The following is a 24,437-nucleotide window of genomic DNA, read 5'->3' as shown; positions in this document are numbered from 1 at the left end:
GTTTTGTAAGGGCTGTCATGACTGCTTCGTTCGTCCATTTACGTGTGCACACCGAATTTTCGCTGGTCGACGGTCTGGTCCGGGTCAAACCGCTGATCAAGGCAGTCGCTGGCGCAGGCATGCCAGCAGTAGCTGTGACTGACCAGAGCAATATGTGCTCGTTGGTAAAGTTCTACAAAGCCTCGATGGGTGGCGGTATCAAGCCTATTTGCGGGGCTGATATCTGGATGGCCAGCACTTGCGAAGACGGTCCGCTGACGCGCATGACTCTTCTGGCGATGAACCCCAAGGGCTATCGCAACCTCACTGAGCTGGTATCACGCGGCTGGAGTGAAGGGCAGAGCAATGATTTGGTGATCATCCAGCGCGACTGGGTGAAAGCGGCCAACGAAGGCTTGATCGCGCTCTCAGGCTCGAAAGAGGGTGAGGTCGGGCTGGCCTTGCTGGCGGGTGATCAAGTTCAGGCTGAGGTGCTGCTCAAAGAGTGGATGGAGGTCTTTCCTGAGCGCTTTTATCTGGAAGTGCAGCGCACCAATCGGATCAACGACGAAGAACATTTGCATGCCGCCGTGGCGCTGGCCGAACGTTTTGCCGCGCCTTTGGTTGCCACCAACGATGTGCGCTTCATCATGCAGGATGATTACGAAGCACACGAAACTCGGGTGTGCATTGGCGAGGGTCGTCCGCTGGATGACCCGCGTCGCGTGCGGATGTATTCCGATCAGCAATACCTGAAGTCGCCAGAAGAGATGGCAGAATTGTTCAGCGACTTGCCCGAGGCGCTGCAAAACACCATTGAAATTGCCAAGCGTTGCAATATTGATGTGCAACTAGGCACCTATTTCCTGCCGAACTTCCCGATTCCAGACGGCATGACCATGGATGAGTACTTCCGCAAAGTCTCATTTGATGGTCTTGACGAGCGTCTGGAGGTTCTGCTGCCTAAAGACACGCCGGATTACGAAGCCAAGAAGCAAGTCTATGTCGATCGCCTCAACTTTGAATTGAATATCATTATTCAAATGGGGTTTCCGGGTTACTTCCTGATCGTAATGGACTTCATCAAGTGGGCTAAGAACAACGGCGTTCCGGTCGGCCCTGGCCGTGGCTCGGGTGCTGGCTCGCTGGTCGCCTATGTGCAGAAAATTACCGACCTTGATCCGTTGGCCTATGACTTGCTGTTCGAGCGGTTCCTCAACCCGGAACGGGTCTCGATGCCCGACTTTGACGTTGACTTCTGCATGGACGGTCGCGACCGTGTGATTGATTACGTTGCGCAAAAATACGGGCGCAATGCGGTTAGTCAGATCATCACCTTCGGTACGATGGCGGCCAAGGCGGTGGTGCGTGACGTCGCCCGTGCGCAGGGTAAGTCTTACGGTCTGGCGGATCGTCTGTCGAAGATGATCCCGTTTGAAGTGGGCATGACGCTGGCCAAGGCGTTCGAGATGGAAGAGCCATTGCGCGACTTCCTCAAGACCGATGAAGAGGCGGCTGAAATCTGGGAGATGTCGCTCAAGCTCGAGGGTATTTGTCGGGGCACGGGCAAGCACGCTGGTGGTGTGGTTATTGCGCCAACCAAGCTCACCGATTTCTCGCCGATTGCCTGTGATGAAGAAGGCAATGGTCTGGTAACCCAGTTCGACAAGGATGATGTTGAGTCGGCGGGGCTGGTGAAGTTCGACTTCTTGGGTTTGCGTACCTTGACCATCATCAAGTGGGCGATGGAAACCATCAATCGTGAGCAGGCCAAGCAAGGTTTGCCCGATCTGAATATCGACTTTATCCCGCTCGACGACAAACCAACCTTTGCCATGTTGCAAAAGGCTGAAACCACAGCGGTATTCCAGCTTGAATCACGGGGCATGAAAGAGCTGATCAAGAAGCTCAAGCCCGATTGCCTCGAAGATATGATCGCACTCGTGGCGCTGTTCCGTCCGGGGCCGCTGCAGTCCGGCATGGTGGATGACTTCATCAACCGTAAGCACGGGCGTGAGCCGATTTCCTATCCGCATCAGGATTACCAGTACGAAGGCCTGCAGCCCGTTCTGGCGCCGACCTACGGGATTATTCTGTATCAAGAGCAAGTGATGCAGATCGCCCAGGTTATGGCGGGCTACACCCTCGGTGGCGCGGATATGTTGCGCCGGGCGATGGGTAAGAAAAAGCCTGAAGAGATGGCCAAGCAGCGCGGTGGCTTTATTGAAGGTTGTGCCAATAACGGTATTGATGCGGATCTGGCAGGTAACATCTTCGATCTGGTAGAGAAATTTGCGGGTTATGGCTTCAACAAGTCGCACTCGGCCGCTTATGGCTTGCTCTCTTACCAGACTGCTTGGCTCAAGGCTCACCACTCGGCCGCATTTATGGCTGCCGTTTTGTCGGCGGATATGCACAACACCGACAAAGTGGTCACTCTGATCGAAGAGTGTCGCAGCATGAAGCTGCGTATTGATGCGCCTGATGTCAATACATCCGAATTCAAGTTCACGGTTAATGAAGGGGGCTGGATCGTTTACGGTCTGGGCGCCATCAAAGGTGTCGGTGAAGGCCCGGTTGAAGCCATTGTTGAGTCGCGCCGTGATGGCCCGTTCAAGGATTTATTTGATTTCTGTTCGCGGGTGGACCTCAAGCGTATCAACAAGCGCACATTGGAAGCCCTGCTGCGTAGCGGCGCACTGGATCGCCTGGGGCCGCACTTCCATGAAGAGATCAAGGCCTACCACGCCAATATCGACCGTAATCGCGCGGTGCTGCTAGCGGCAATGGAAGAGGCGGTACAAGCCGCTGAGCAAACAGCGCGTAGCCATGATAGCGGCCACATGGATCTGTTCGGCGGAGTGTTTGCCGATGAAGAACAGGATGTCTACGCCAATCACCTTCGCGCCCGTGAGCTGTCGCTCAAAGAGCGCCTCAAGGGTGAAAAAGACACCTTGGGCCTTTACCTGACCGGCCACCCAATTGATGAATATGAAGGTGAAGTGCGCCGTTTTGCTCGTCAGCGCATTATTGATCTCAAGCCTGCACGTGATACACAAACGGTTGCTGGCTTGATCGTCAACCTGCGGGTGATGAAGAACAAGAAGGGCGACAAGATGGGTTTCATCACCCTGGATGACCGTTCCGGGCGAATCGAAGCCTCGTTGTTTGCCGATGCATTTGCCAGTAATCAGGCATTGCTGCAAAGTGACGCGTTAGTAGTTGTCGAAGGCGAAGTCAGTAATGACGACTTCTCCGGTGGCTTGCGTTTGCGTGCGAAGCGAGTGATGAGCCTGGAAGAAGCGCGCACCGGCTTGGCCGATAGCCTACGCTTGAAAATCGCCAGTGATGCCCTGAAGGGGGACAAGCTGCGTTGGCTTGCGGACTTATGTGCTCGACATCGTGGTGTTTGCCCTATCACCATGGATTACACCAACACGGATGCCAAGGCGCTTTTGCAGTTTGGTGAGGATTGGAGAATCAATCCAGCAGATAGCTTGATTCAGGCATTGCGTGACCAGTTTGGGAAAGACAACGTCTTCCTGCACTACCGCTAATTTTTAGCACTGAACTTCAGTATAAGAATTGGCGGATAAATTATGGCCCTGAGTGGTCTGGGTACCTGTGTTGTTTAAAATGACGATGCAGTGCACACACTCAGGTGTCGACCTTAATGCGCCTGATCCATTAATGTATGGCGCAAACGGATACAGCTCCCGGCCACTTGGCCGTCGACGCAAGACGGATGACTATGAACCCGAATTTTCTCGATTTCGAACAGCCGATCGCCGACCTGCAAGCCAAGATTGAAGAGCTTCGACTGGTTGGTAATGACAACTCGTTGAACATCAATGACGAGATTGCTCGCCTGCAAGACAAAAGCAGCACCCTCACCGAAACCATTTTCGGTAACCTGACTAGCTGGCAAGTCGCGCAACTTGCGCGTCATCCCCGTCGTCCCTATACGCTTGATTACCTTCAGCATGTATTCACTGAGTTCGACGAATTGCACGGTGATCGTCATTTCTCTGATGATGCGGCTCTGGTTGGCGGTGTTGCCCGTCTGGACGGTGAACCCGTTATGGTTATCGGCCATCAGAAGGGCCGTGAAGTCCGCGAAAAGGTGCGTCGTAACTTCGGCATGCCGCGTCCAGAGGGTTATCGTAAAGCCTGTCGCCTGATGGAGATGGCTGAGCGCTTCAAGATGCCAATCGTGACGTTCATCGACACGCCGGGTGCCTACCCGGGTATCGATGCTGAAGAGCGCGGCCAGAGCGAGGCGATTGCCTGGAATTTGCGGGTTATGTCACGCTTGAAGACGCCAATCATCGCCACGGTAATTGGCGAAGGTGGTTCTGGTGGCGCATTGGCGATTGGTGTTTGCGATCAATTGAACATGCTGCAGTACTCGACGTACTCGGTAATTTCGCCAGAAGGCTGTGCTTCTATTCTGTGGAAAACCGCAGAAAAAGCACCAGACGCTGCCGAAGCGATGGGTATTACTGCTGAGCGCCTGAAAGGTCTGGGCATTGTTGATCAAGTGATTGGCGAGCCTTTGGGCGGTGCTCATCGTGATCCAGCGGCTGCTGCTGAGTCGGTACGCCAGATGCTGGGTACCCAGCTCAAAGAGTTGAAGAAACTCAATACCGAAGAGCTGTTGGCGCGTCGTTATGAGCGACTGATGAGCTACGGTATCGCATAAGTTAGTTGCACGGGCCGTTCCAGGCCCGTGTTGCAATAATCAGGTGTGCGACATGAGCTTGATTGCCAAGGTGCAGGAAAATTTAGCCCCTTGGCGTCAGTCAACGGCATGGAAAGTCGCTTTCTCTGGTGGGCTTGATTCCACCGTTCTGCTGCATATTTTGGCGAGTCTTGCGCAACGCGAGATCATCCCGCCGCTCTTCGCTTTGCATATCCATCACGGTTTACAGCCTGTCGGCGACGCTTGGCCTGAGCATTGTCAGCAGATCTGCAATGAGCTGGCGGTGCCGCTCAAGGTGGTGCGGGTGACCGTTGCACAAAGCGCAAGCCTCGAACAAGCCGCTCGTGATGCTCGCTATGCTGCATTTGCAGCTGACCTCGCCGTCGAAGAGTTGCTGCTGGTTGCCCAGCATGCAGATGATCAAGCCGAGACCCTGTTATTCCGGCTGCTACGTGGGGCGGGTGTGCGAGGGCTGGCAGGCATGCCGGTTAGCCGTCAGTTGGGCCGGGGCAGCTTGCTACGACCGTTACTCAACTGTTCGCAGGCTGAGTTACGCGATTATGCGATCAAGCATGGGTTGCGCTGGATTGAAGATCCGTCGAATAGCGATGAGCAGTATTCGCGTAATTTTTTGCGCAGGCAGATTATGCCGATGCTGAGTCAGCGTTGGCCGCAGGCGGCCAGTCGTCTCAGCAAAGCCACTGAGCATTTGTGTGAAGCCTCGGAAATGCTCGATGAGCTGGCTGTGCAGGATCTCGCTGCCGCGCAAGGCTCAACGAATTGTACGTGGCTTAAACTCCCCAGTTTGGGGTTGGCGCCTTTGCGCGAGCTTAGTCAGGCACGTCAGCGTAATGCCTTGCGCTACTGGTTACGTGAATTGACGCCGATGCCCGATACCGAACACTGGGCTGGTTGGTGCAGCTTGCGTGATGCCGCAGTTGATGCGGCGCCGATATGGCGATTGGCTGCCGGTGAAATTCATCGAGCCGATGAACGGTTGTGGTGGCTCAGCGGCGACTGGCTGCAACAACCTGCGCCGGTTTGCTTGCGAGTCGTTGCGGGGCTGTCGTTGACGCTGCCCGGTAATGGCTCTGTGCGCATCGAAGGACAACTGCCTGTTGGTGATTGGTCGGTGGTCTACCGGCAAGGCGGTGAGGTCATGAATCTGCCGGGGCGCGGGCGTCGAGATCTTAAGCGCTTGCTCAATGAACAGGCTGTTGCAGGATTTATTCGCGGCCGATTGCCGCTGTTGATTGCTGGCGGACAGTTGGTTGCCGTGGCAAATATGCCGCAGCTCTGCGCAGTTCAAGGCGCAGAGTGGCGTTTTGTTTGGGATTTGCCGACGAGCGATCTGGGTTTGAGCTGAAAAGGGCTTTCGAGTAGACTACGCTCCCGTCTTAATAGCGCTTTTGCTGATTCCGTTTGCCAGTGGCAAAACGAGTCGGTGAATGTGTTCTGGTTACTGCGATTTGGTAGCTGGATGCTTTACATTTCCTTCGCTTTCCCCGGCGGCGCAGACCGCTTAAACGCTGATTTCTAGGATTTTTCATGACGCGCTACATTTTCGTCACGGGTGGTGTTGTTTCTTCTTTGGGGAAGGGCATTGCCTCGGCTTCACTGGCGGCTATCCTGGAGGCGCGGGGCCTGAAGGTCACGATGCTCAAGCTGGATCCATACATCAACGTTGACCCGGGCACCATGAGCCCGTTCCAGCACGGTGAAGTGTTCGTCACCCACGACGGCGCCGAAACCGACCTGGACCTGGGCCACTACGAGCGGTTTATCCGCACGACCATGACCCAGAACAACAACTTCACCACCGGTCGCGTTTACGAAGACGTACTGCGCCGTGAGCGCCGTGGTGATTATCTTGGTGCCACCATTCAGGTGATCCCGCACATCACTGATGAAATCAAGCGTCGCATCATCAAGGGTGCTGGTGATGCTGATGTGGCCATGGTTGAAATTGGCGGCACGGTTGGTGATATCGAATCTCAGCCGTTCCTTGAGGCAATCCGCCAGTTACGTGTTGAAGTGGGTGCCAAGCGCGCCATGCTCATGCACCTGACGCTGGTGCCGTACATTGCTACAGCCGGTGAAACCAAAACCAAGCCAACTCAGCACTCGGTAAAAGAGCTGCGCTCGATTGGTTTGCAGCCTGACGTACTGGTTTGCCGTTCTGATCACCCGATTGATGTGTCCTCGCGTCGCAAGATCGCGCTGTTCACCAACGTTGAAGAACGCGCTGTGATTTCGTTGGAAGACGTCGACACCATCTACAAGATTCCTTCGGTGCTGCACGCTCAAGGTCTTGATGATTTTGTCGTCGAGCGTTTTGGTCTGGATTGCGGCGGTGCTGATCTTTCCGAGTGGGACCGCGTGGTTGATGCCAAGCTCAACCCGGAAAAAGAAGTCAATATTGCCATGGTCGGTAAGTACATGGAGCTGCTGGATGCCTATAAGTCGCTGATCGAAGCGATGAGCCATGCCGGTATCCAGAACCGTACCAAAGTTAACCTGCGTTATATCGACTCTGAAGAGATTGAAACCAAAGGCACCTCGGTGCTCGAAGGCGTTGACGCTATTTTGGTGCCGGGCGGCTTTGGTCTGCGCGGCGTTGAAGGCAAGATCGAAGCGGTGCGTTATGCCCGTGAGAACAAAATTCCTTATCTGGGTATTTGCCTGGGCATGCAGGTGGCGGTTATCGAGTTCGCACGTAATGTGCTGGGCTGGAAAGACGCTAACTCCACCGAGTTTGACTCTGCAAGCACCCACCCGGTGGTTGGTTTGATCACGGAATGGCAAGACGCTACCGGTGCAACCGAGCAGCGCACCGAAACTTCTGATCTGGGCGGCACCATGCGTCTTGGCGCTCAGGACTGCCAGCTGTTAAGCGGTTCTGGCGTATATGACTGCTACGGCAAGGACGTGATTGTTGAACGTCACCGTCACCGTTATGAAGTCAACAACAACCTGTTGCCACAGTTGACGGACGCTGGCTTGAAAGTCACCGGTCGCTCCGGCGATGGCGCCTTGGTTGAAGTGGTTGAAGCGCCTGATCACCCGTGGTTTGTGGCTTGCCAGTTCCACCCTGAATTTACTTCGACCCCGCGCGATGGCCACCCATTGTTCAGTGGCTTTGTTAATGCTGCGCTGGCTCAGAAAAGCAAAAAGGCTTAATGCATGACGCAGAAAATTGTTCACGTAGGCAATATCGAAGTCGCTAACGACAAGCCGTTTGTACTGTTCGGCGGGATCAATGTCATTGAGTCACGCGATCTGGCGATGAAGGCGTGTGAGGAGTATGTGCGGGTTACCGAAAAACTCGGTATTCCTTACGTGTTCAAGGCCAGTTTCGATAAGGCCAACCGTTCTTCTGTGACCTCTTTCCGTGGCCCTGGCCTGGAAGAGGGCATGAAGGTTTTTGAGGAAATCAAAAAAACCTTCGGCGTACCAGTTATTACGGACGTGCACGAGCCGCATCAGGCGCAGCCTGTTGCGGATGTCTGCGACATCATTCAACTGCCTGCATTTTTGTCACGCCAGACAGATCTGGTTGTGGCCATGGCCAAGACCGGCGCAATCATCAATATCAAAAAGGCTCAATTTCTTGCCCCGCAAGAGATGCAGCATATTCTGGCCAAGTGTGTTGAAGCTGGTAATGACAAACTGATCCTGTGCGAGCGTGGTTCTTCCTTCGGTTACAACAACCTGGTGGTAGACATGCTCGGCTTCGGCATCATGAAGCAGTTTGAATACCCGGTATTCTTCGACGTGACCCACGCCTTGCAAATGCCGGGCGGTCGTGCCGATTCAGCCGGTGGTCGTCGTGCGCAAGTGACGGACCTCGCTAAGGCAGGCATGAGCCAAGGTCTGGCCGGGCTGTTCCTTGAGGCGCATCCCGATCCAGATAATGCCAAATGCGATGGCCCTTGTGCCTTGCGTCTGGACAAGTTGGAGCCGTTCCTGACTCAGCTCAAGCAACTTGATGATTTAGTAAAAAGTTTTCCGCCGATTGAGACTGCCTAAAAAGGCGCTTATCCGGTAAAGTGCAATTCGGGCATAAGCTGACCGATCGGTCAGCTAAATTGCATCAGCTTAATTTGTGTCGATTTGCTGAGCAAACCCAAACCCGCTGTGCTTTCTAGAGAGTTTCTAACTGCGTTGTTACCTGCATAGCGGTTACGCAATAGTTTTTAGAGATTCACGTTAGTTAATTTTTGGAGTGCTTAACGCAATGGCAAAGATTGTCGACATCAAAGGCCGTGAGGTTCTGGATTCACGTGGTAACCCCACTGTAGAGGCCGATGTGATCCTTGAAGGCGGTATCGTCGGTAGCGCTTGTGCGCCATCGGGTGCTTCAACCGGTTCTCGCGAAGCGCTGGAACTGCGTGATGGCGACAAGAGCCGTTACTTGGGCAAGGGCGTATTGAAGGCAGTTGCCAATATCAACGGCCCGATCCGTGATCTGCTGCTGGGTAAGGATGCTGTCGATCAGCAAGCCCTTGACCGCGCGATGATTGACTTGGATGCAACCGAGAACAAAGCCTCGCTGGGCGCCAATGCTATTTTGGCCGTATCGCTGGCTGCCGCTAAAGCCGCTGCTCAGGCTAAAGGTGTTCCACTTTACGCGCACATTGCCGATCTCAACGGTACGCCTGGTGTGTACTCGATGCCGGTGCCGATGATGAACATCATCAACGGTGGTGAGCACGCTGACAACAACGTTGATATCCAGGAATTTATGGTTCAGCCAGTGGGCGCGAAAAACTTCGCCGAAGCACTGCGCATGGGCGCTGAAATCTTCCATCACCTCAAAGCAGTTCTCAAGGCGCGTGGCCTGAGCACTTCGGTGGGTGATGAAGGTGGTTTTGCCCCTAACCTGGCCTCCAACGAAGACGCGCTGTCAGCGATCGCTGAAGCCGTCGCCAATGCTGGCTACACCTTGGGTGATGATGTCACCCTGGCGTTGGACTGCGCATCGAGTGAGTTCTACAAAGATGGCAAATATGACCTGGCTGGCGAAGGCAAGGTATTCGACGCCGAAGGTTTTGCTGGTTACCTTGCAGGCTTGTCCGAGCGTTATCCGATCATCTCCATCGAAGACGGTATGGATGAGTCCGACTGGGCTGGCTGGAAAGTCCTGACCGACAAGATCGGCAGCAAGGTTCAGTTGGTGGGTGACGATCTGTTTGTAACCAACACCAAGATCCTCAAAGAAGGCATCGACAAAGGCATCGGTAACTCGATTCTGATCAAGTTCAACCAGATCGGTTCGCTGACTGAAACCCTCGAAGCCATCCAGATGGCTAAAGCTGCTGGCTACACTGCAGTCATTTCGCACCGCAGCGGCGAAACCGAAGATTCAACCATCGCCGATTTGGCTGTAGGTACTTCGGCTGGCCAGATCAAGACCGGCTCTCTGTGCCGTTCGGACCGGGTGTCCAAATACAACCAATTGCTGCGTATTGAAGAGCAGTTGGGCGGGAAAGCTGCTTATCTTGGCATCGCGGAGTTCCGCGGCTAAGTCTAAGCATGTTAAAAGAGGGCGGCGTAAGTCGCCCTTTTTTTCGGACGGATTCTCTGGTTTTTATGCGTAGTCCTTATTGGCTGTTCCCTATTCTGATTTTATTGCTGGCTGGCCTGCAGTATCGCCTGTGGGTGGGCGATGGAAGTTTGGCGCAGGTGGCTGATTTGAAGCATCAGATCGCCAATCAGCAGGGCGAAAATGAACGTCTCAATGAGCGCAATCGCGTGCTCGAGGCAGAAGTGCGCGAACTGAAAAAAGGCATGGAAACTGTCGAGGAGCGGGCACGTCATGAGTTGGGCATGGTCAAAGACGGCGAGACGCTTTATCAGTTGGCTGAATAACTCTGTGAAGACCCTGTCATGACTCTGCCAAAACTCCCTGCCTTTTGGGCCGTCATTCCAGCTGCCGGTATTGGCAGTCGCATGCGTGCCGACCGGCCCAAACAATATTTGCCGCTGGCCGGTAAAACCATTCTTGAGCACAGCCTTGGGTGTTTCCTTGATCATCCGCGGCTTAAAGGCTTGGTCATAAGCCTTGCCGAAGATGACCCGTTTTGGCCGCAATTGCCTTGCGCCAGTGATCAACGTATCGAAGTGGCTGCGGGTGGTGATGAGCGTGCCGAGTCGGTGCTCAATGCCTTGTTGCGCTTGGTGGAGCTAGGCGCGGACGAGCATGACTGGGTGTTGGTGCATGATGCCGCACGGCCAAATCTGGCTCGCGAAGACCTCGATCTGTTGCTGGCAGAGCTTGCTCATGATGCTGTGGGCGGTCTGCTTGCCGTGCCTGCGCGAGACACCTTGAAGCGCGCCAGTGCTGACGGGCGAGTCAAGGAGACTGTTGATCGTTCGGTGATTTGGCAGGCCTATACCCCGCAAATGTTTCGCTTAGGATTTTTGCACCGGGCGATGGCTGAAGCGTTGGTGTCGGAAGTGCTGATTACCGATGAGGCTTCGGCCATTGAATGGGCCGGGCAGTCGCCGCGGCTGATCGAGGGGCGAGCTGACAACATCAAAGTCACCCGCCAGGAAGACCTGAATAATCTCGCCCGCCTATGGCGTGATCGTCAGTAAGGCGGTCAATCCGAAGCTTGTCCGTCAATGTCGAGGCATGTGTTACGAGCTGAAAGGGTGGACGCAAAAATGGCGTCCACCTTTTTGTGCGGTTAGGCGACGCGAGTTTTACGCACGTTGCGGTCAAGAACTGTACTGAGTTTATCGATAGCCCCATCTATCGCCTGATGCAGCGATTCGGCGTTATGCGTGACCGAAATGGGGTCGCGGCCTTTCATCCTTGCCTCTATCTGGCAGCGCTTATCCTGGGTGCCGCTCTTATGCGCATTCTCATCGCTGAGATGCGCTTCGATGCGAGTCAGATGCTCCTCAAACCGTTTGATCTTGTGTTCGACGCGGCTGCGCACGTTGGTAACTAAGTCGAGTGAGGCTTCAATATGTTTGTCACTGTTGACCAGAACTTGCATGACCGTTTCCTCTCGTTGTTCAAGGCTAGGATAAGTGCCTTAAAGATACGACGATGCGGGACTTAAAGCGGTTCCCAGCCAATCTGTGACATTCTGTCACTGCGAATATTCGTGGCGTTTGGCCAGCCCGGCTTTGAGGAAATCGACTAATTGCCGAACCTTGGGCGAAAGGTGCCGTTGCTGCGGATAGAGCGCCCAAACAGCAGTGTTTGGTGGCTGATGATTGTCGAGCAAGGAGATCAGTGCGCCGCTGCGTAAGTGTGCCAGCACGTAGTAATCCGGCAGTTGGCACAGGCCCAAACCGCGTAGCGCTGCATCGAGAACGGCTTGGCCGCTGTTGCAGCGCCAATTGCCCTGCACCCGTTGTGACGTTTCTTGTTGGTTGATTTTGAAGCTCCAGGTATCGGAACTGCCAATCAGGCAATTATGTCGTTCAAGCTCCGAAAGGCTGTGCGGGCGACCGTAATGTTTTAGGTAGTCCGGTGCAGCGCACAGGTACATTTTGCGCGGCGCCAGTTTGGCGGCAACCAAACTTGAATCTTGCAAGCTGCCCAAGCGGATAGCCATGTCCAGGCCTTCATTGACCAGATCCAGTGTTCGATTGCTTAGCTCAATATCAACCCGCAGTTGCGGGTGACGAACCATGAACTCAGTTACCAGCGGCACAATAAAGCGTTCGCCATAAGCCACTGCGCAGGTCATGCGCAGCAAGCCTTTTGGCTCGCTATTAAGGTCGCCAACCACGCGCAGTGCTTCTTCTCGCGCATCTTGCAGACGCTGGCAGTGTTGCAGAAAGGTTTGCCCAGCTTCGGTCAGTGCCACTTTGCGCGTGCTGCGATAGAACAACCGGGTTTGCAGGCGCTCCTCCAACCGCGCAACTTGACGGCTGATTTGCGAGGATGAGAGGCCGAGACGGTTGGCTGCTGCAGTAAATTGTCCGCATTCGGCAACTGCGACAAATTCATCGATGCCTTCCCAGCTGTTCATGGCTGTGCTCAGTCTTTGGTGGGGATTGGGGGGATTCTAGCGAAAAAGCGATTATCCCTATATAGCAATAATGTTTTTACAAGAGACAGATTATTCCCGGGTAAGCATTGATCTACACTGCATGCACTGAATTTTTCTACATCAATCTGCTGGAGAGCCTTCCATGATCAAGTCTCGTGCCGCCGTTGCTTTTGCGCCCAACCAACCTCTGCAAATTGTTGAGGTTGATGTTGCACCGCCAAAGGCCGGTGAAGTGTTGGTGCGCATTGTCGCCTCTGGCGTTTGTCACACCGATGCTTACACTCTTTCTGGCGAAGACTCGGAAGGTGTGTTTCCGTGCATTCTGGGTCATGAAGGTGGCGGTGTGGTTGAGGCGGTTGGCGAGGGCGTAACCTCGCTGGAAGTTGGCGATCACGTCATCCCGCTGTACACCGCCGAGTGCCGCGTGTGTAAGTTCTGCACCTCGGGCAAGACCAACCTCTGCAGCTCGGTACGCGCCACCCAAGGCAAGGGTTTGATGCCAGATGGCACCTCGCGCTTCTCTTACAACGGCGAACCGGTTTATCACTATATGGGCTGCTCGACTTTCTCTGAGTACACCGTATTGCCTGAAGTTTCGCTGGCCAAAATCCCTAAAGAAGCACCGCTGGAAAAGGTTTGCCTGCTCGGTTGCGGGGTTACCACCGGCATTGGCGCCGTGCTTAACACCGCTAAAGTTGAGGAGGGCGCAACGGTCGCCATCTTCGGCCTTGGTGGTATTGGCTTGGCCGCGATTATTGGCGCGAAGATGGCTAAGGCCTCGCGCATCATTGCCATCGACATCAACCCAAGCAAATTCGATATCGCCAGCGAATTGGGCGCTACCGACTTCGTTAACCCGAAAGACTTTGCCAAGCCAATTCAGGAAGTCATCGTCGAAATGACTGATGGCGGCGTGGACTACTCGTTTGAGTGCGTGGGCAATGTCCAGCTTATGCGTGCCGCGCTTGAGTGCGCGCATAAAGGCTGGGGTGAGTCGGTGATCATCGGGGTGGCAGGTGCCGGTCAGGAAATATCCACGCGTCCATTCCAACTGGTCACCGGACGGGTCTGGCGTGGTTCGGCATTCGGCGGGGTTAAAGGCCGTACCGAGTTGCCGGGCTACGTTGAAAAGGCGCAGAAAGGCGAAATCCCACTGGATACCTTCATCACGCACAACATGCCGCTTGAAGAGATCAATGAAGCTTTCAAACTGATGCACGAAGGCAAGAGCATCCGTACCGTCATTAATTTCTGAGCAACTGCCGAGCCGCGCATACCATCAATAAGAAGGTCTGCGCGGTCTGCTGTTTAGTCGATTGTTTAGGAGTGGATTGATGAGTCTTGAAAACATTTCCTGCCAAAAGAGTAGCGGCGGTTGGCATAAGCGCTACAGTCACCGTTCGAGTACGCTCAATTGCGATATGACCTTTGCTGTTTACTTGCCGCCACAGGCTGAGCAGGGGGCAAAACTGCCGGTGTTGTATTGGTTGTCCGGGCTGACCTGTACTGATGAAAATTTCATGCAGAAGGCGGGGGCGCACAAGCTGGCTGCTGAATTGGGCTTGATCATCGTTGCCCCGGATACCAGCCCGCGTGGTGACGGTGTGCCGGATGATCAGGATGGAGCCTGGGATTTTGGTCTGGGGGCCGGCTTTTACCTGAATGCAACGCAGGAGCCTTGGGCGCGTCACTACCGCATGCATGATTATGTGGTGCAAGAACTGCCCGATTTGATTGAAGCCAATTTCCCGGTTACCGATAAGCGCGGTATCAGTGGTCACTCCATGGGCGGTCATGGCGCATTGGTCTGTGCGCTGCGTAACCCCGGGCGATATCAGTCGTTGTCGGCATTCGCACCGATCAGCAATCCAATGAATTCCCCCTGGGGCGAAAAGGCTTTCAGTCGTTATCTGGGGGAAGACCGCTCGCGCTGGCGTGAGTGGGATGCTTGTGCGCTGTTGGCTGAGGCTACGCAGCGGTTGCCGATGCTGATCGACCAGGGCGATCGCGATGACTTCTTGCAGACTCAGTTAAAGCCGCAAGCATTGCAGGCCGCGGCGCAAGCGGCTGGACATCCGCTGACTTTGCGTCTGCAGCCGGGCTATGACCACAGCTATTACTTCATCGCCAGTTTCATTGATGACCATCTGCGTCATCACGCGGCGGCGTTGTCCGAGTCGGTCTGAGCAGATATTTGTATGGTTTTCACCGTTCTGCAAAGCACAACGATGCCCAGCTTGAACGCATAGCGTTGTAGAATCAGGCCCTGATATTTACTGGGCCTGATTTTTTATATGAGTAGCACCATGCGTATTGGCCACGGCTACGATGTGCACCGCTTTGGCGAGGGCGACTTTATTACCCTCGGCGGTATTCAAATTCCTCACCATCACGGGCTCGTTGCCCATTCTGATGGTGATGTACTGTTGCATGCCTTGGCTGATGCGTTGCTCGGCGCCTTGGCGTTAGGTGATATTGGCAAGCATTTCCCGGACACTGACCCGAAGTTCAAAGGTGCCGACAGCCGGGTTTTGTTACGGCATGTGTACGATTTGATCGCCGCAAAAGGTTGGTTGGTTGGCAATGTCGATACCACTATTGTCGCCCAGGCGCCGAAGATGGCGCCGCATATCGAAGCGATGCGTACGCTGATTGCTGCGGATTTGCAGCTCGAGCTTGATCAGGTCAATGTTAAAGCCACGACGACCGAGAGGCTTGGCTTCACGGGTCGAGAAGAAGGCATTGCCGTACATGCTGTGGCCCTGCTGGTTCGCCCATGAATGAGTTCGAACTATTAGGCCCCAAGGCCTATGGCGATGCGTGCGGCACTGCGCTGCTCAAAGCCAGCGCTGAAGATTTTCAGGTTGATGAAGTGCTCGATATTCCCTTAGCTGGAGATGGCGAGCATTTATGGTTGTGGGTGGAAAAACGAGGCTTAAATACCGAAGAAGCCGCAAGACGCATTGCTAAGGCCGCCGGTGTGCAGCTCAAGTTGATCAGTTACGCCGGGCTTAAAGATCGTCAGGCTTTGACGCGTCAATGGTTCAGTCTTCATCTGCCCGGCAAGGCCAACCCAGACCTGAGTGCCGCAGAAGGCACCGATCTGAGCATCCTCAAACAAGTGCGTCACCAGCGTAAATTGCAACGCGGCGCCCATGCCGCGAATGGTTTCACCTTGCGTCTCACCCAATTGAGCGCTGACCGGAGCGCACTTGCCGCGCGACTGCAGGTTATTCGCGAGCAGGGCATCCCCAACTACTTTGGCTTGCAGCGCTTTGGCTTTGAGGGCGGTAATGTATTTGACGCACGCCAGTTTGCCGAGCGTAAAGATCGTCCAGTGCAGCGTAATCTTCGTTCACGGTTGCTTTCTGCGGCCCGTAGTTACCTGTTTAATCAAGCTCTAGCTGCGCGCGTGGCCGATGGCACTTGGAATAAAGCCCTAGTTGGCGATTTGTTAGCGTTTACCGATAGCCGCAGTTTTTTCATGGCAGGTGAAGCTGAATGCTCCGATCCGCGACTGGCGATTCTTGATGTGCATCCAACGGGCCCGCTTTGGGGGTTGGGTGAGCCACCAAGTTCAGGCGCGGTGCAGACACTCGAACAGCGCGTTGGTGAAACCGAGAAATATTTGGCCGAGTGGCTGGCAGAAGCGGACATGGCGCACGAACGTCGTATTCTACGCCTCCCCATTGCGGGCCTTACGTGGCATTATCCCGAGCCTGACATTCTGCAACTGGAATTCGTCCTGCCGGCTGGATGCTTCGCTACCGTATTGGTTCGCGAGCTTGTCGATCTGTTGCCGACAGGGCATACGGACAACCCATGCGTATTCTAATTTCAAACGATGACGGAGTGATGGCGCCGGGCATTGCCGCGCTACACGCTGCGTTAGCTGATTATGCCGACTGCACGGTGATTGCACCGGATCAGGACAAAAGCGGCGCCAGCAGTTCGCTGACGCTCGACCGTCCGTTGCATCCGTGCACGCTGGACAACGGTTATATCAGCGTTAATGGCACGCCGACTGATTGCGTGCACTTGGGCCTTAATGGGCTGCTTCCCGAGGTGGCTGACTTGGTCGTTTCCGGGATTAATCTGGGCGCTAACCTGGGTGATGATGTGCTGTATTCCGGTACTGTCGCCGCAGCGCTTGAAGGTCGTTTTTTATCGCGTCCGGCGTTTGCTTTCTCTTTGTTGTCACGCCAGACCGATAATCTACCGACGGCTGCCTACTTTGCCCGCAAGCTGGTCGAGGCGCATGAACAACTCGATTTGCCGCCACGTACCGTGCTTAATGTGAATATCCCTAATTTACCCTTGGAGCATATCCGCGGTATCCAGGTGACGCGCTTGGGGCATCGCGCCCGCGCAGCAGCGCCGGTCAAGGTGACTAATCCGCGTGGTAAAGTCGGTTACTGGATTGCAGTGGCTGGCGATGCTGAGGATGGCGGCCAGGGCACCGATTTTCACGCGGTGATGCAGGGCTATGTATCGATCACCCCATTACAATTAGATCGTACTTTTCAGGATGGCTTTAACAGCTTGCAACCATGGCTGGAGAGCTTAGTTTAATGAATCGCGAACAAGATGAAATGAATCGCCGGGGCATTGGCATGACCTCACAGCGCACCCGTGAGCGACTCATCCAACGCCTCTATGAAGAAGGCCTGTCCAATGCTCAGGTCTTGGAAGTTATCCGCCGTACGCCACGGCATTTGTTTGTCGATGAGGCATTTTCTCATCGTGCGTATGAAGACACTTCTTTACCCATTGGTCACAACCAGACTATCTCGCAACCCTATATGGTTGCGCGCATGAGCGAGTTGCTGCTTGAGGCTGGGCCGTTGGATAAAGTGCTGGAGATCGGCACTGGTTCAGGCTATCAGACCGCAATACTCTCGCAGCTGGTTGAACGGGTGTTTAGCGTCGAGCGCATACAGGGCCTGCAAGACCGCGCTAAAGAGCGTTTAGTCGAACTGAACCTGCGTAATGTTGTCTTTCGTTGGGGGGATGGCTGGGAAGGCTGGCCAGCGTTGGCGCCATACAACGGCATCATTGTCACCGCTGCAGCTTCTGAGGTGCCGCAGGCATTGTTGGACCAGCTAGCGCCGGGTGGACGACTGGTGATACCGGTTGGCACGGGTGATGTTCAGCAGTTGATGTTGATCATTCGTGATGAGCAGGGTTACTCACGGCATATTCTCGACGCGGTGCGATTCGTACCATTGCTCAATGGGCCACTGGCTTAACACTAGCTCTGACGGGTTTATGAAAAAGTATTTTTTGCTCTACGCCAAAGGTATAGCCATGGGCGCAGCGGACGTTGTGCCGGGCGTATCAGGTGGCACCATTGCATTTATCAGCGGTATCTACGACGAATTACTAAAGTCTATCTCAAGCCTGCCTCGTGCGGCTTTGCTGGCCGTGCGTGGGCGTTTTGCCGAAGCTTGGGTGACCGCCAATGCGACGTTTCTGCTAGTACTGTTTGCGGGTGTTCTTACCAGTATTGCCAGCCTTGCCCGGTTGATTACTTATCTGCTTGAACAGCACCCAATACCAGTGTGGTCATTCTTTTTTGGCTTGGTTTTGGTGTCTGCGCATATGGTGTCACGCGAGATCTGTCGCTGGAACTGGACCCGTATTATCAGTTTTGCGATGGGCGCTGCATTTGCTTACTGGATTACTGTCGCTTCACCGGTGCATCTTGATACCGATTCGTTGAGCATTTTCTTCGCCGGTGCAATTGCTATTTGCGCAATGATTCTGCCTGGCATCTCAGGCAGCTTCATCCTGTTATTACTGGGTATGTACAACTTTATCCTTGGCTCGGTAAAGGCTCTGGATATCACTGTTCTGGCTTTGTTTGCTTCAGGCTGCGTGGTGGGTATCGTTAGTTTTGCAGGCGTTCTTCGCTGGCTGCTACGCTGCTACCGTGACCTTTCGTTAGCATTCTTGACCGGCTTAATGCTCGGCTCACTTAATAAGATCTGGCCCTGGAAGGAGACGCTGACCTGGTTTACTGATCGTCACGGGCAACAGGTTCCTTTACTACAGGCTAATCTTCTGCCTGCACGCTTTGCTGAAATCAGTGGGCAAGACCCTCAAGTGTTGTTGGCTTTGGCGCTCGCTCTGCTGGGGGTTGTTTTAGTTTTAGGTTTGGAGTGGTTTGCAGGACGCCAGCAGTTAAGCTCTGACCATAATCAATAAATCCTGCACAATAGTGTCAGGCGCTAATAGCCAGTAAGGGAGAGGCCGGTGAGTTTCGACGCCATTCAAGCGTGCATTCGCAATAGCAACACTCGATGCTTGTTGAGTGGTTTAGTCCTGTCGTTGATTTTGTCTGGCTGCTCAAGTTCGCCTGCCGGTGGTGTTCAGGTTTTAGATCGCAACGGTCGGCCTGTACCCATTACCTCAAAGCAGCCGCATGTCAGCAGCGGTCAGTACTTGGTTCGGCGTGGTGACACTCTTTATTCGATTGCGTTTCGCTTTGGCTGGGACTGGAAAGAGCTGGCTGCACGTAATGGCATCCCTGCGCCTTATTTGTTGAGAGTCGGCCAGCCTATTCGTTTCGACGGCAAGAAACCTTCGTCCGTGGTGGTTTACAAGCCAAAGACGAGTAGCTCGTCTACGCGTACTGTTAGCCAGAGCAAACCGGTTAGCAAGGCTAAGCCAGCGGCCAACAAACCCCCTGTTGCCGCAAAGCAGGTTCAATCGGTAAGTGGCACATCTTCAGGTTGGATGTGGCCTACTAAAGGTATGGTTATTGGACGATTTTCCTCAAACGGTAGTTTGAATAAAGGCATTGATATCGCCGGAGATTTGGGCCAGCCTGTTTTAGCTGCATCTGATGGCACAGTTGTTTACGCTGGAAGTGGTTTGCGGGGCTACGGCGAATTAGTGATCATCAAACATAGCAGTACCTACGTAAGTGCCTACGGACACAACCGCAGGCTTTTGGTGAAAGAGGGGCAAAAGGTCAAAGCAGGGCAAGCAATTGCTGAAATGGGTTCAACGGGCACTGACCGGGTGAAGCTACATTTTGAAATTCGCCGCCAGGGCAAGCCTGTAGATCCTTTGCAATTTTTGCCACGCCAATGATTTGTTGTCTGCCTGTTTCCCCAGGGTAGGAGGGACGGGCTCAGGTGTCGCCATGGAGAAGGTAGCGCCAGAGCTTGCTGTCGAACTCAGCAAGGGATAATAGAAATGGCTCTCAAAAAAAAACTAGTGCCCGAGTTTGACGTAGACGACGATGTGCTCCTCATAGAGCCCACTGTCGTCTTGGGGGACATGGGAGATGTAAGTGTGGAAACGCCGGGCAAGCGACCCAAGGCCAAGGCGAAAACAGCTGCACCTAAACAACACAAGTACATTGATTACACGCGGGCATTAGATGCTACGCAGCTATATCTGAATGAAATTGGTTTCTCTCCGCTACTCAGCCCGGAGGAAGAAGTCTTTTTTGCCCGACTGGCGCAAAAAGGTGATCCGGCTGGCCGCAAGCGCATGATTGAAAGCAACCTGCGACTGGTTGTTAAAATCGCTAGACGCTATGTAAATCGCGGGCTCTCACTGCTCGACCTCATTGAAGAAGGCAACCTTGGCTTAATCCGCGCTGTCGAAAAATTCGATCCTGAGCGTGGTTTCCGCTTCTCGACGTACGCCACTTGGTGGATTCGTCAGACCATCGAACGTGCAATCATGAATCAGACGCGCACTATTCGACTTCCGATTCATGTAGTTAAAGAGCTTAACGTTTATCTACGGGCTGCTCGCGAGCTGACTCAAAAGCTCGATCACGAACCCTCTGCTGAAGAAATTGCTAATCTGCTTGATAAACCTGTCGGCGAGGTCAAACGCATGCTCGGTCTTAATGAGCGGGTGTCTTCGGTTGACGTCTCATTGGGTGCCGATTCCGACAAAACCTTGCTAGACACCCTGACTGATGAGCGTCCGACCGATCCCTGTGAGCTGCTGCAGGATGACGATTTGTCACAGAGTATTGATCAATGGCTATGCGAGCTGACCGATAAGCAACGTGAGGTTGTGGTTCGGCGTTTTGGTCTGCGTGGTCATGAGAATTGCACGCTTGAGGAAGTGGGGCAGGAGATCGGCCTCACCCGTGAGCGTGTTAGACAAATACAGGTTGAAGCGCTCAAGCGTTTGCGGGAAATTCTCGAAAAAAATGGCTTGTCGAGTGATTCGTTGTTCCAGTAAATCTGATGGGTTTAAAAAAACCGGCTAATGCCGGTTTTTTTTGCGGATTATTTGTAGGAGAAAGCTTACAGGTATGTAGGTCGCTGTAGTCAATATGCCTAGGAGTTGTAGGCATCTACGAATAGGTGGTTTTTTAACTAATTGAATTTAAAGGGTATTTTATTTTTATAAGAGTCTTCAGGTTTTTTTATAAGATATCAGTCACTTGCGATGCTCAGATAATCCCTTATGATTAAGGTGTGTTTAAGGATAAGCACAAGTTGTTAGGGACAGCAGCTAGGACAATCGCGGGATGCGATTTCATCAGGATGATGAGTAGGAAATATAGGGAATAGGGACAAAAGTGGGCGGGTCAAACCGCCCCTTTTTTTTGCCTGAATTTTTGCTTGAGCACTTGCATTTGAGTTTTTCTGGGGCATTTCCTAGCACATAAAAAACCCGCACTAGGCGGGTTTTATTGGGTGCAGAGGCAGTATTAGCGCTCCAGGTGCTCAAGCTTGTCTTTCACACCATCCCACTCTTCAGCATCAGCGAGAGCTTCTTTCTTCTCGGTGATATTTGGCCATACCTCAGCCAGATCAGCATTCAGCTCGATATATTCCTGCATGTCCTCAGGCACCTCATCTTCAGAGAAGATGGCTTGCGCGGGGCACTCTGGTTCACACAGAGCGCAGTCAATGCACTCGTCCGGGTGAATGACCAGGAAGTTCGGGCCTTCGTAGAAGCAGTCCACCGGACAGACTTCCACACAGTCGGTGTACTTGCACTTGATGCAATTGTCGGTGACGACGAAGGTCATTCTAATTCTCTCCTCAGGCTACGGCGCGAGACTGCCCTCATAAACAGTCTCTCGGCTCGAAAAAACGCACTTCAGTGCCAGGCATTAGCACATAGCTGTTCCGAGCGCGCAGGATTCTAACAGCTTGTTGGCGTGGGCGTTAGACTCGAGTTTTCCATGCATATAACAGTTCTAGCGCGTGGCGTGGAGTCAAATCATCCGGATTGATCTTAGACAATTCTTCTAGCAGCGGATGCGCAAGGTTCGCAAACATATCGCTTTGTTGTGGCGTAGCCGCTTTTCCTGGCTCCGTACGGGGCAGGTCGTGCGGCAAACTTGTGGTTTCGAGGCGCGCCAAGTGCTCACGTGCGCGCAGGATCACTGCATTGGGCACGCCCGCCAGTTGTGCCACCGCTAAACCATAGCTCTGGCTCGCTGGGCCAGGTAGAACATGGTGTAAAAAAACGATGCGCTCATTATGTTCCGTCGCGTTGAGATGGACGTTGGCTACCAGCGGCTCGCTCTCTGGCAGCACAGTAAGTTCAAAATAATGGGTCGCAAACAGCGTGTATGCGCGTAGTTTAGCCAGCTGTTCAGCCGCTGCCCATGCCAGTGACAGGCCGTCAAAGGTGCTGGTGCCACGACCGACTTCGTCCATCAGGACGAGGCTTTGTTCGGTGGCGTTATGCAAAATGTTGGCGGTTTCACTCATTTCAACCATGAAGGTCGAGCGGCCACCGGCAAGATCATCGCTGGAGCCAATACGGGTGAATATACGGTCAACCAATGACAGTTCGCAGCTCGCCGCTGGCACAAAGCTACCGATGTGGGCGAGCAAGACAATCAGCGCTGTCTGGCGCATGTAGGTCGATTTACCACCCATGTTCGGGCCGGTAATTACCAGCATGCGCGTTTCATCATCAAGGTTCAGGTCGTTGGCCACGAAGGGTTTGGTCAGAACCTGTTCAACCACTGGGTGGCGGCCTTGGTTGATGCGCATGCAAGGCTCGTCAACAAAGTGCGGGCAATTTAGGTCCAGGTTCAATGCGCGCTCAGCTAAGTTGCTCAACACGTCCAGCTCAGCAAGCGCTGAGGCGCTGTCCTGCAGTGGTGAGAGTTGCGTGATCAGGTGTTCGAGCAATTCTTCGTACAGCACTTTCTCGCGTGCGAGTGCACGGCTTTTGGCCGACAGTGCCTTGTCTTCAAACTCTTTCAGTTCCGGCGTGATGAAGCGCTCTGCACCTTTCAGGGTTTGCCGGCGAATGTAATCAGCAGGGGCCGATTCTGCCTGCTTGCTGGGTAACTCGATGAAGTAGCCATGCACGCGGTTGTAGCCAACCTTAAGATTGGACAGACCGGTTCGAGCCTTTTCCCGCGTTTCCAGGTCCATCAGGTACTGGCCAGCGTTTTCGCTTAGCGATTGCAGTTCGTCGAGCTCCGCGTCGTAACCGGTCTTGAGCACGCCGCCATCTCGAATCACTGCGGGCGGGTTATCTATAATCGCTTTGCTGAGCAACTCAGCCAGTTCTGGATAGGTGCTGACGATAGTCGCTAATGAAGTTAGGTGCGGCGACTCCAGCAACGCCATGGCGCTTTGCAGCTCTGGTAGCGCGGCTAATGCGTCGCGCAGCCGTGCAAGGTCGCGAGGACGGGCGTTACGTAGGCCGATGCGGGCGAGAATCCGTTCCAGATCACCGATTTCCTTGAGCTGCGGCTGCAAGGTTTCAAAGCGGTAGCGTTCAAGCAGGCAGGTGATCGACTCCTGGCGTGCTACAAGAATGCTGCGATCGCGCAGCGGACGATTCAGCCAGCGGCTGAGCAGGCGACTGCCCATTGCTGTCTGGCAGCGATCAACCACCGATTGCAGGGTGTTTTCGCGACCACCGGCGAGGTTGATATCTAGTTCAAGGTTGCGTCGGCTGGCGCCGTCCAGAATCACCGTGTCATCCAGGCGCTCATGACGCAGGCTACGCAGGTGTGGCAGCGCGGTGCGCTGGGTTTCCTTGGCATAGGCGAGCAAGCAACCAGCAGCGCCGATCGCCAGAGTCAGTGACTCGCAACCAAAGCCTTTGAGGTCCTGAGTGGCAAACTGTTGGCACAGGCTCTTATGCGCAGAGTCACGCTCAAAGTCCCACGGCGCACGACGACGGACGCCTTTACGCTTTTCAGCGGGCAGGCCTTGTGGCCAGTCATCGGGGATCAGCAGTTCAACCGGGTTGAGCCGTTCAAGTTCTGCCAGCAGGTTTTCCCAGCCTTTAATTTCCAGCACGCTGAAGCGACCGCTGGTGATGTCGAGCACTGCTAGACCAAACAGGCGTTCATCGCCGAGTACCGCGGCAATCAGGTTGTCGCGGCGCTCATCGAGCAGTGCTTCATCACTTACTGTGCCCGGGGTGATGATCCGCACAACCTGGCGATCAACTGGGCCCTTGCTGGTTGCCGGATCGCCGACTTGCTCGCAAATAACCACCGACTCACCAAGTTTGACCAACTTGGCCAAGTAACCTTCAGCGGCGTGGTAAGGAATACCGCACATAGGAATCGCCTGCCCGGCGGATTGACCGCGTGCAGTCAAGGTGATGTCGAGCAGCTTGGCGGCCTTTTTTGCGTCTTCATAGAAAATTTCATAGAAGTCACCCATGCGATAGAACATCAGTTGGTCAGGGTGCTGGTTCTTCAATTTCCAATACTGTTGCATCATCGGGGTATGGGCGCTGAGGTCGCTTTGGCTCATCGTTTTAGCTGTCCG

At 54.0% G+C, this 24,437-nt stretch carries 21 protein-coding genes; 17 read left to right on the top strand and 4 right to left on the bottom strand.

Features of this window, described 5'->3' with window-relative positions:
* The first annotated feature begins 17 nt into the window (after positions 1-17).
* From dnaE to ispD, 8 genes are all read left to right on the top strand, one after another.
* Complete coding sequence (gene dnaE / locus ACN0UH_RS00315) at positions 18-3,536, top strand: DNA polymerase III subunit alpha (protein ID WP_417660180.1); 3,519 nt, start codon at positions 18-20, stop codon at positions 3,534-3,536.
* Between the two features lie 194 nt (positions 3,537-3,730).
* Entirely contained in the window at positions 3,731-4,681 is a 951-nt protein-coding gene (accA, locus tag ACN0UH_RS00310; protein WP_417660179.1) for an acetyl-CoA carboxylase carboxyl transferase subunit alpha, read from the top strand.
* Between the two features lie 52 nt (positions 4,682-4,733).
* Positions 4,734-6,047 (top strand): tRNA lysidine(34) synthetase TilS, encoded by a 1,314-nt coding sequence (gene tilS, locus ACN0UH_RS00305; protein WP_417660178.1) that lies wholly within the window; start codon positions 4,734-4,736, stop codon positions 6,045-6,047.
* A 182-nt stretch (positions 6,048-6,229) separates the two neighbouring features.
* Positions 6,230-7,861: a CTP synthase gene (locus ACN0UH_RS00300; RefSeq protein ID WP_417660177.1), complete on the top strand. Its 1,632-nt coding sequence runs from the start codon at positions 6,230-6,232 to the stop codon at positions 7,859-7,861.
* Positions 7,862-7,864: 3 nt separating this feature from the next.
* Positions 7,865-8,710, top strand: a complete 846-nt coding sequence (gene kdsA / locus ACN0UH_RS00295) for a 3-deoxy-8-phosphooctulonate synthase (RefSeq protein ID WP_417660176.1) — start codon at positions 7,865-7,867, stop codon at positions 8,708-8,710.
* A gap of 208 nt (positions 8,711-8,918) precedes the next feature.
* Positions 8,919-10,208 (top strand): phosphopyruvate hydratase, encoded by a 1,290-nt coding sequence (eno, locus tag ACN0UH_RS00290; protein WP_417660175.1) that lies wholly within the window; start codon positions 8,919-8,921, stop codon positions 10,206-10,208.
* Positions 10,209-10,273: 65 nt separating this feature from the next.
* Positions 10,274-10,552 carry a cell division protein FtsB gene (ftsB, locus tag ACN0UH_RS00285; RefSeq protein WP_417660174.1) on the top strand — a complete coding sequence of 93 codons (279 nt, stop codon included), beginning with the start codon at positions 10,274-10,276 and terminating at the stop codon, positions 10,550-10,552.
* 18 nt (positions 10,553-10,570) lie between these two features.
* A complete protein-coding gene (ispD, locus tag ACN0UH_RS00280) occupies positions 10,571-11,281 on the top strand; it encodes a 2-C-methyl-D-erythritol 4-phosphate cytidylyltransferase (protein WP_417660173.1) in 711 nt (236 codons plus the stop codon).
* A 92-nt stretch (positions 11,282-11,373) separates the two neighbouring features.
* Here ispD and ACN0UH_RS00275 read toward each other — a convergent pair whose 3' ends face one another.
* Together ACN0UH_RS00275 and ACN0UH_RS00270 are read right to left on the bottom strand one after the other, a co-directional pair.
* Positions 11,374-11,688: an HPF/RaiA family ribosome-associated protein gene (locus ACN0UH_RS00275; protein WP_010486803.1), complete on the bottom strand. Its 315-nt coding sequence runs from the start codon at positions 11,686-11,688 to the stop codon at positions 11,374-11,376.
* A gap of 96 nt (positions 11,689-11,784) precedes the next feature.
* The gene (locus ACN0UH_RS00270) at positions 11,785-12,675 is read right to left on the bottom strand and encodes a LysR substrate-binding domain-containing protein (protein WP_417660172.1); all 891 of its coding nucleotides are present in this window, start codon (positions 12,673-12,675) and stop codon (positions 11,785-11,787) included.
* Between the two features lie 163 nt (positions 12,676-12,838).
* Between ACN0UH_RS00270 and ACN0UH_RS00265 the strand changes: the two genes are divergently transcribed.
* The 9 genes from ACN0UH_RS00265 to rpoS all read left to right on the top strand — a co-directional run bounded on the left by ACN0UH_RS00265 (position 12,839) and on the right by rpoS (position 20,910).
* Positions 12,839-13,951 carry an S-(hydroxymethyl)glutathione dehydrogenase/class III alcohol dehydrogenase gene (locus tag ACN0UH_RS00265; RefSeq protein ID WP_417660171.1) on the top strand — a complete coding sequence of 371 codons (1,113 nt, stop codon included), beginning with the start codon at positions 12,839-12,841 and terminating at the stop codon, positions 13,949-13,951.
* 79 nt (positions 13,952-14,030) lie between these two features.
* Complete coding sequence (gene fghA / locus ACN0UH_RS00260) at positions 14,031-14,882, top strand: S-formylglutathione hydrolase (protein ID WP_417660170.1); 852 nt, start codon at positions 14,031-14,033, stop codon at positions 14,880-14,882.
* Between the two features lie 120 nt (positions 14,883-15,002).
* Positions 15,003-15,476 (top strand): 2-C-methyl-D-erythritol 2,4-cyclodiphosphate synthase, encoded by a 474-nt coding sequence (gene ispF, locus ACN0UH_RS00255; RefSeq protein ID WP_417660689.1) that lies wholly within the window; start codon positions 15,003-15,005, stop codon positions 15,474-15,476.
* Positions 15,473-16,531: a tRNA pseudouridine(13) synthase TruD gene (gene truD, locus ACN0UH_RS00250; protein ID WP_417660169.1), complete on the top strand. Its 1,059-nt coding sequence runs from the start codon at positions 15,473-15,475 to the stop codon at positions 16,529-16,531. The genes ispF and truD overlap by 4 nt, the downstream gene beginning before the upstream one ends.
* Positions 16,519-17,268 (top strand): 5'/3'-nucleotidase SurE, encoded by a 750-nt coding sequence (surE, locus tag ACN0UH_RS00245; protein ID WP_417660168.1) that lies wholly within the window; start codon positions 16,519-16,521, stop codon positions 17,266-17,268. The genes truD and surE overlap by 13 nt, the downstream gene beginning before the upstream one ends.
* Positions 17,269-17,309: 41 nt before the next feature.
* Entirely contained in the window at positions 17,310-17,945 is a 636-nt protein-coding gene (locus ACN0UH_RS00240; protein ID WP_417660688.1) for a protein-L-isoaspartate(D-aspartate) O-methyltransferase, read from the top strand.
* 19 nt (positions 17,946-17,964) lie between these two features.
* Complete coding sequence (locus ACN0UH_RS00235) at positions 17,965-18,903, top strand: DUF368 domain-containing protein (RefSeq protein WP_417660167.1); 939 nt, start codon at positions 17,965-17,967, stop codon at positions 18,901-18,903.
* 48 nt (positions 18,904-18,951) lie between these two features.
* Positions 18,952-19,794, top strand: coding sequence for a peptidoglycan DD-metalloendopeptidase family protein (locus ACN0UH_RS00230; RefSeq protein WP_417660166.1), 843 nt, complete (start codon positions 18,952-18,954; stop codon positions 19,792-19,794).
* Between the two features lie 105 nt (positions 19,795-19,899).
* Positions 19,900-20,910 carry an RNA polymerase sigma factor RpoS gene (rpoS, locus tag ACN0UH_RS00225; RefSeq protein WP_417660165.1) on the top strand — a complete coding sequence of 337 codons (1,011 nt, stop codon included), beginning with the start codon at positions 19,900-19,902 and terminating at the stop codon, positions 20,908-20,910.
* Between the two features lie 475 nt (positions 20,911-21,385).
* On the opposite strand, the gene fdxA is transcribed toward rpoS, so the two are convergent.
* Positions 21,386-21,709: a ferredoxin FdxA gene (fdxA, locus tag ACN0UH_RS00220; RefSeq protein ID WP_010486824.1), complete on the bottom strand. Its 324-nt coding sequence runs from the start codon at positions 21,707-21,709 to the stop codon at positions 21,386-21,388.
* A 139-nt stretch (positions 21,710-21,848) separates the two neighbouring features.
* A complete protein-coding gene (gene mutS / locus ACN0UH_RS00215; RefSeq protein WP_417660164.1) occupies positions 21,849-24,422 on the bottom strand; it encodes a DNA mismatch repair protein MutS in 2,574 nt (857 codons plus the stop codon).
* Positions 24,423-24,437: the final 15 nt, after the last annotated feature.

Origin of the sequence: Pseudomonas sp. (genome assembly GCF_048265905.1) — a bacterium.
Taxonomy (GTDB): domain Bacteria; phylum Pseudomonadota; class Gammaproteobacteria; order Pseudomonadales; family Pseudomonadaceae; genus Aquipseudomonas.
Note: the sequence above shows the minus strand (reverse complement) of the source record. Positions and strands in the feature narration are given on the sequence as shown.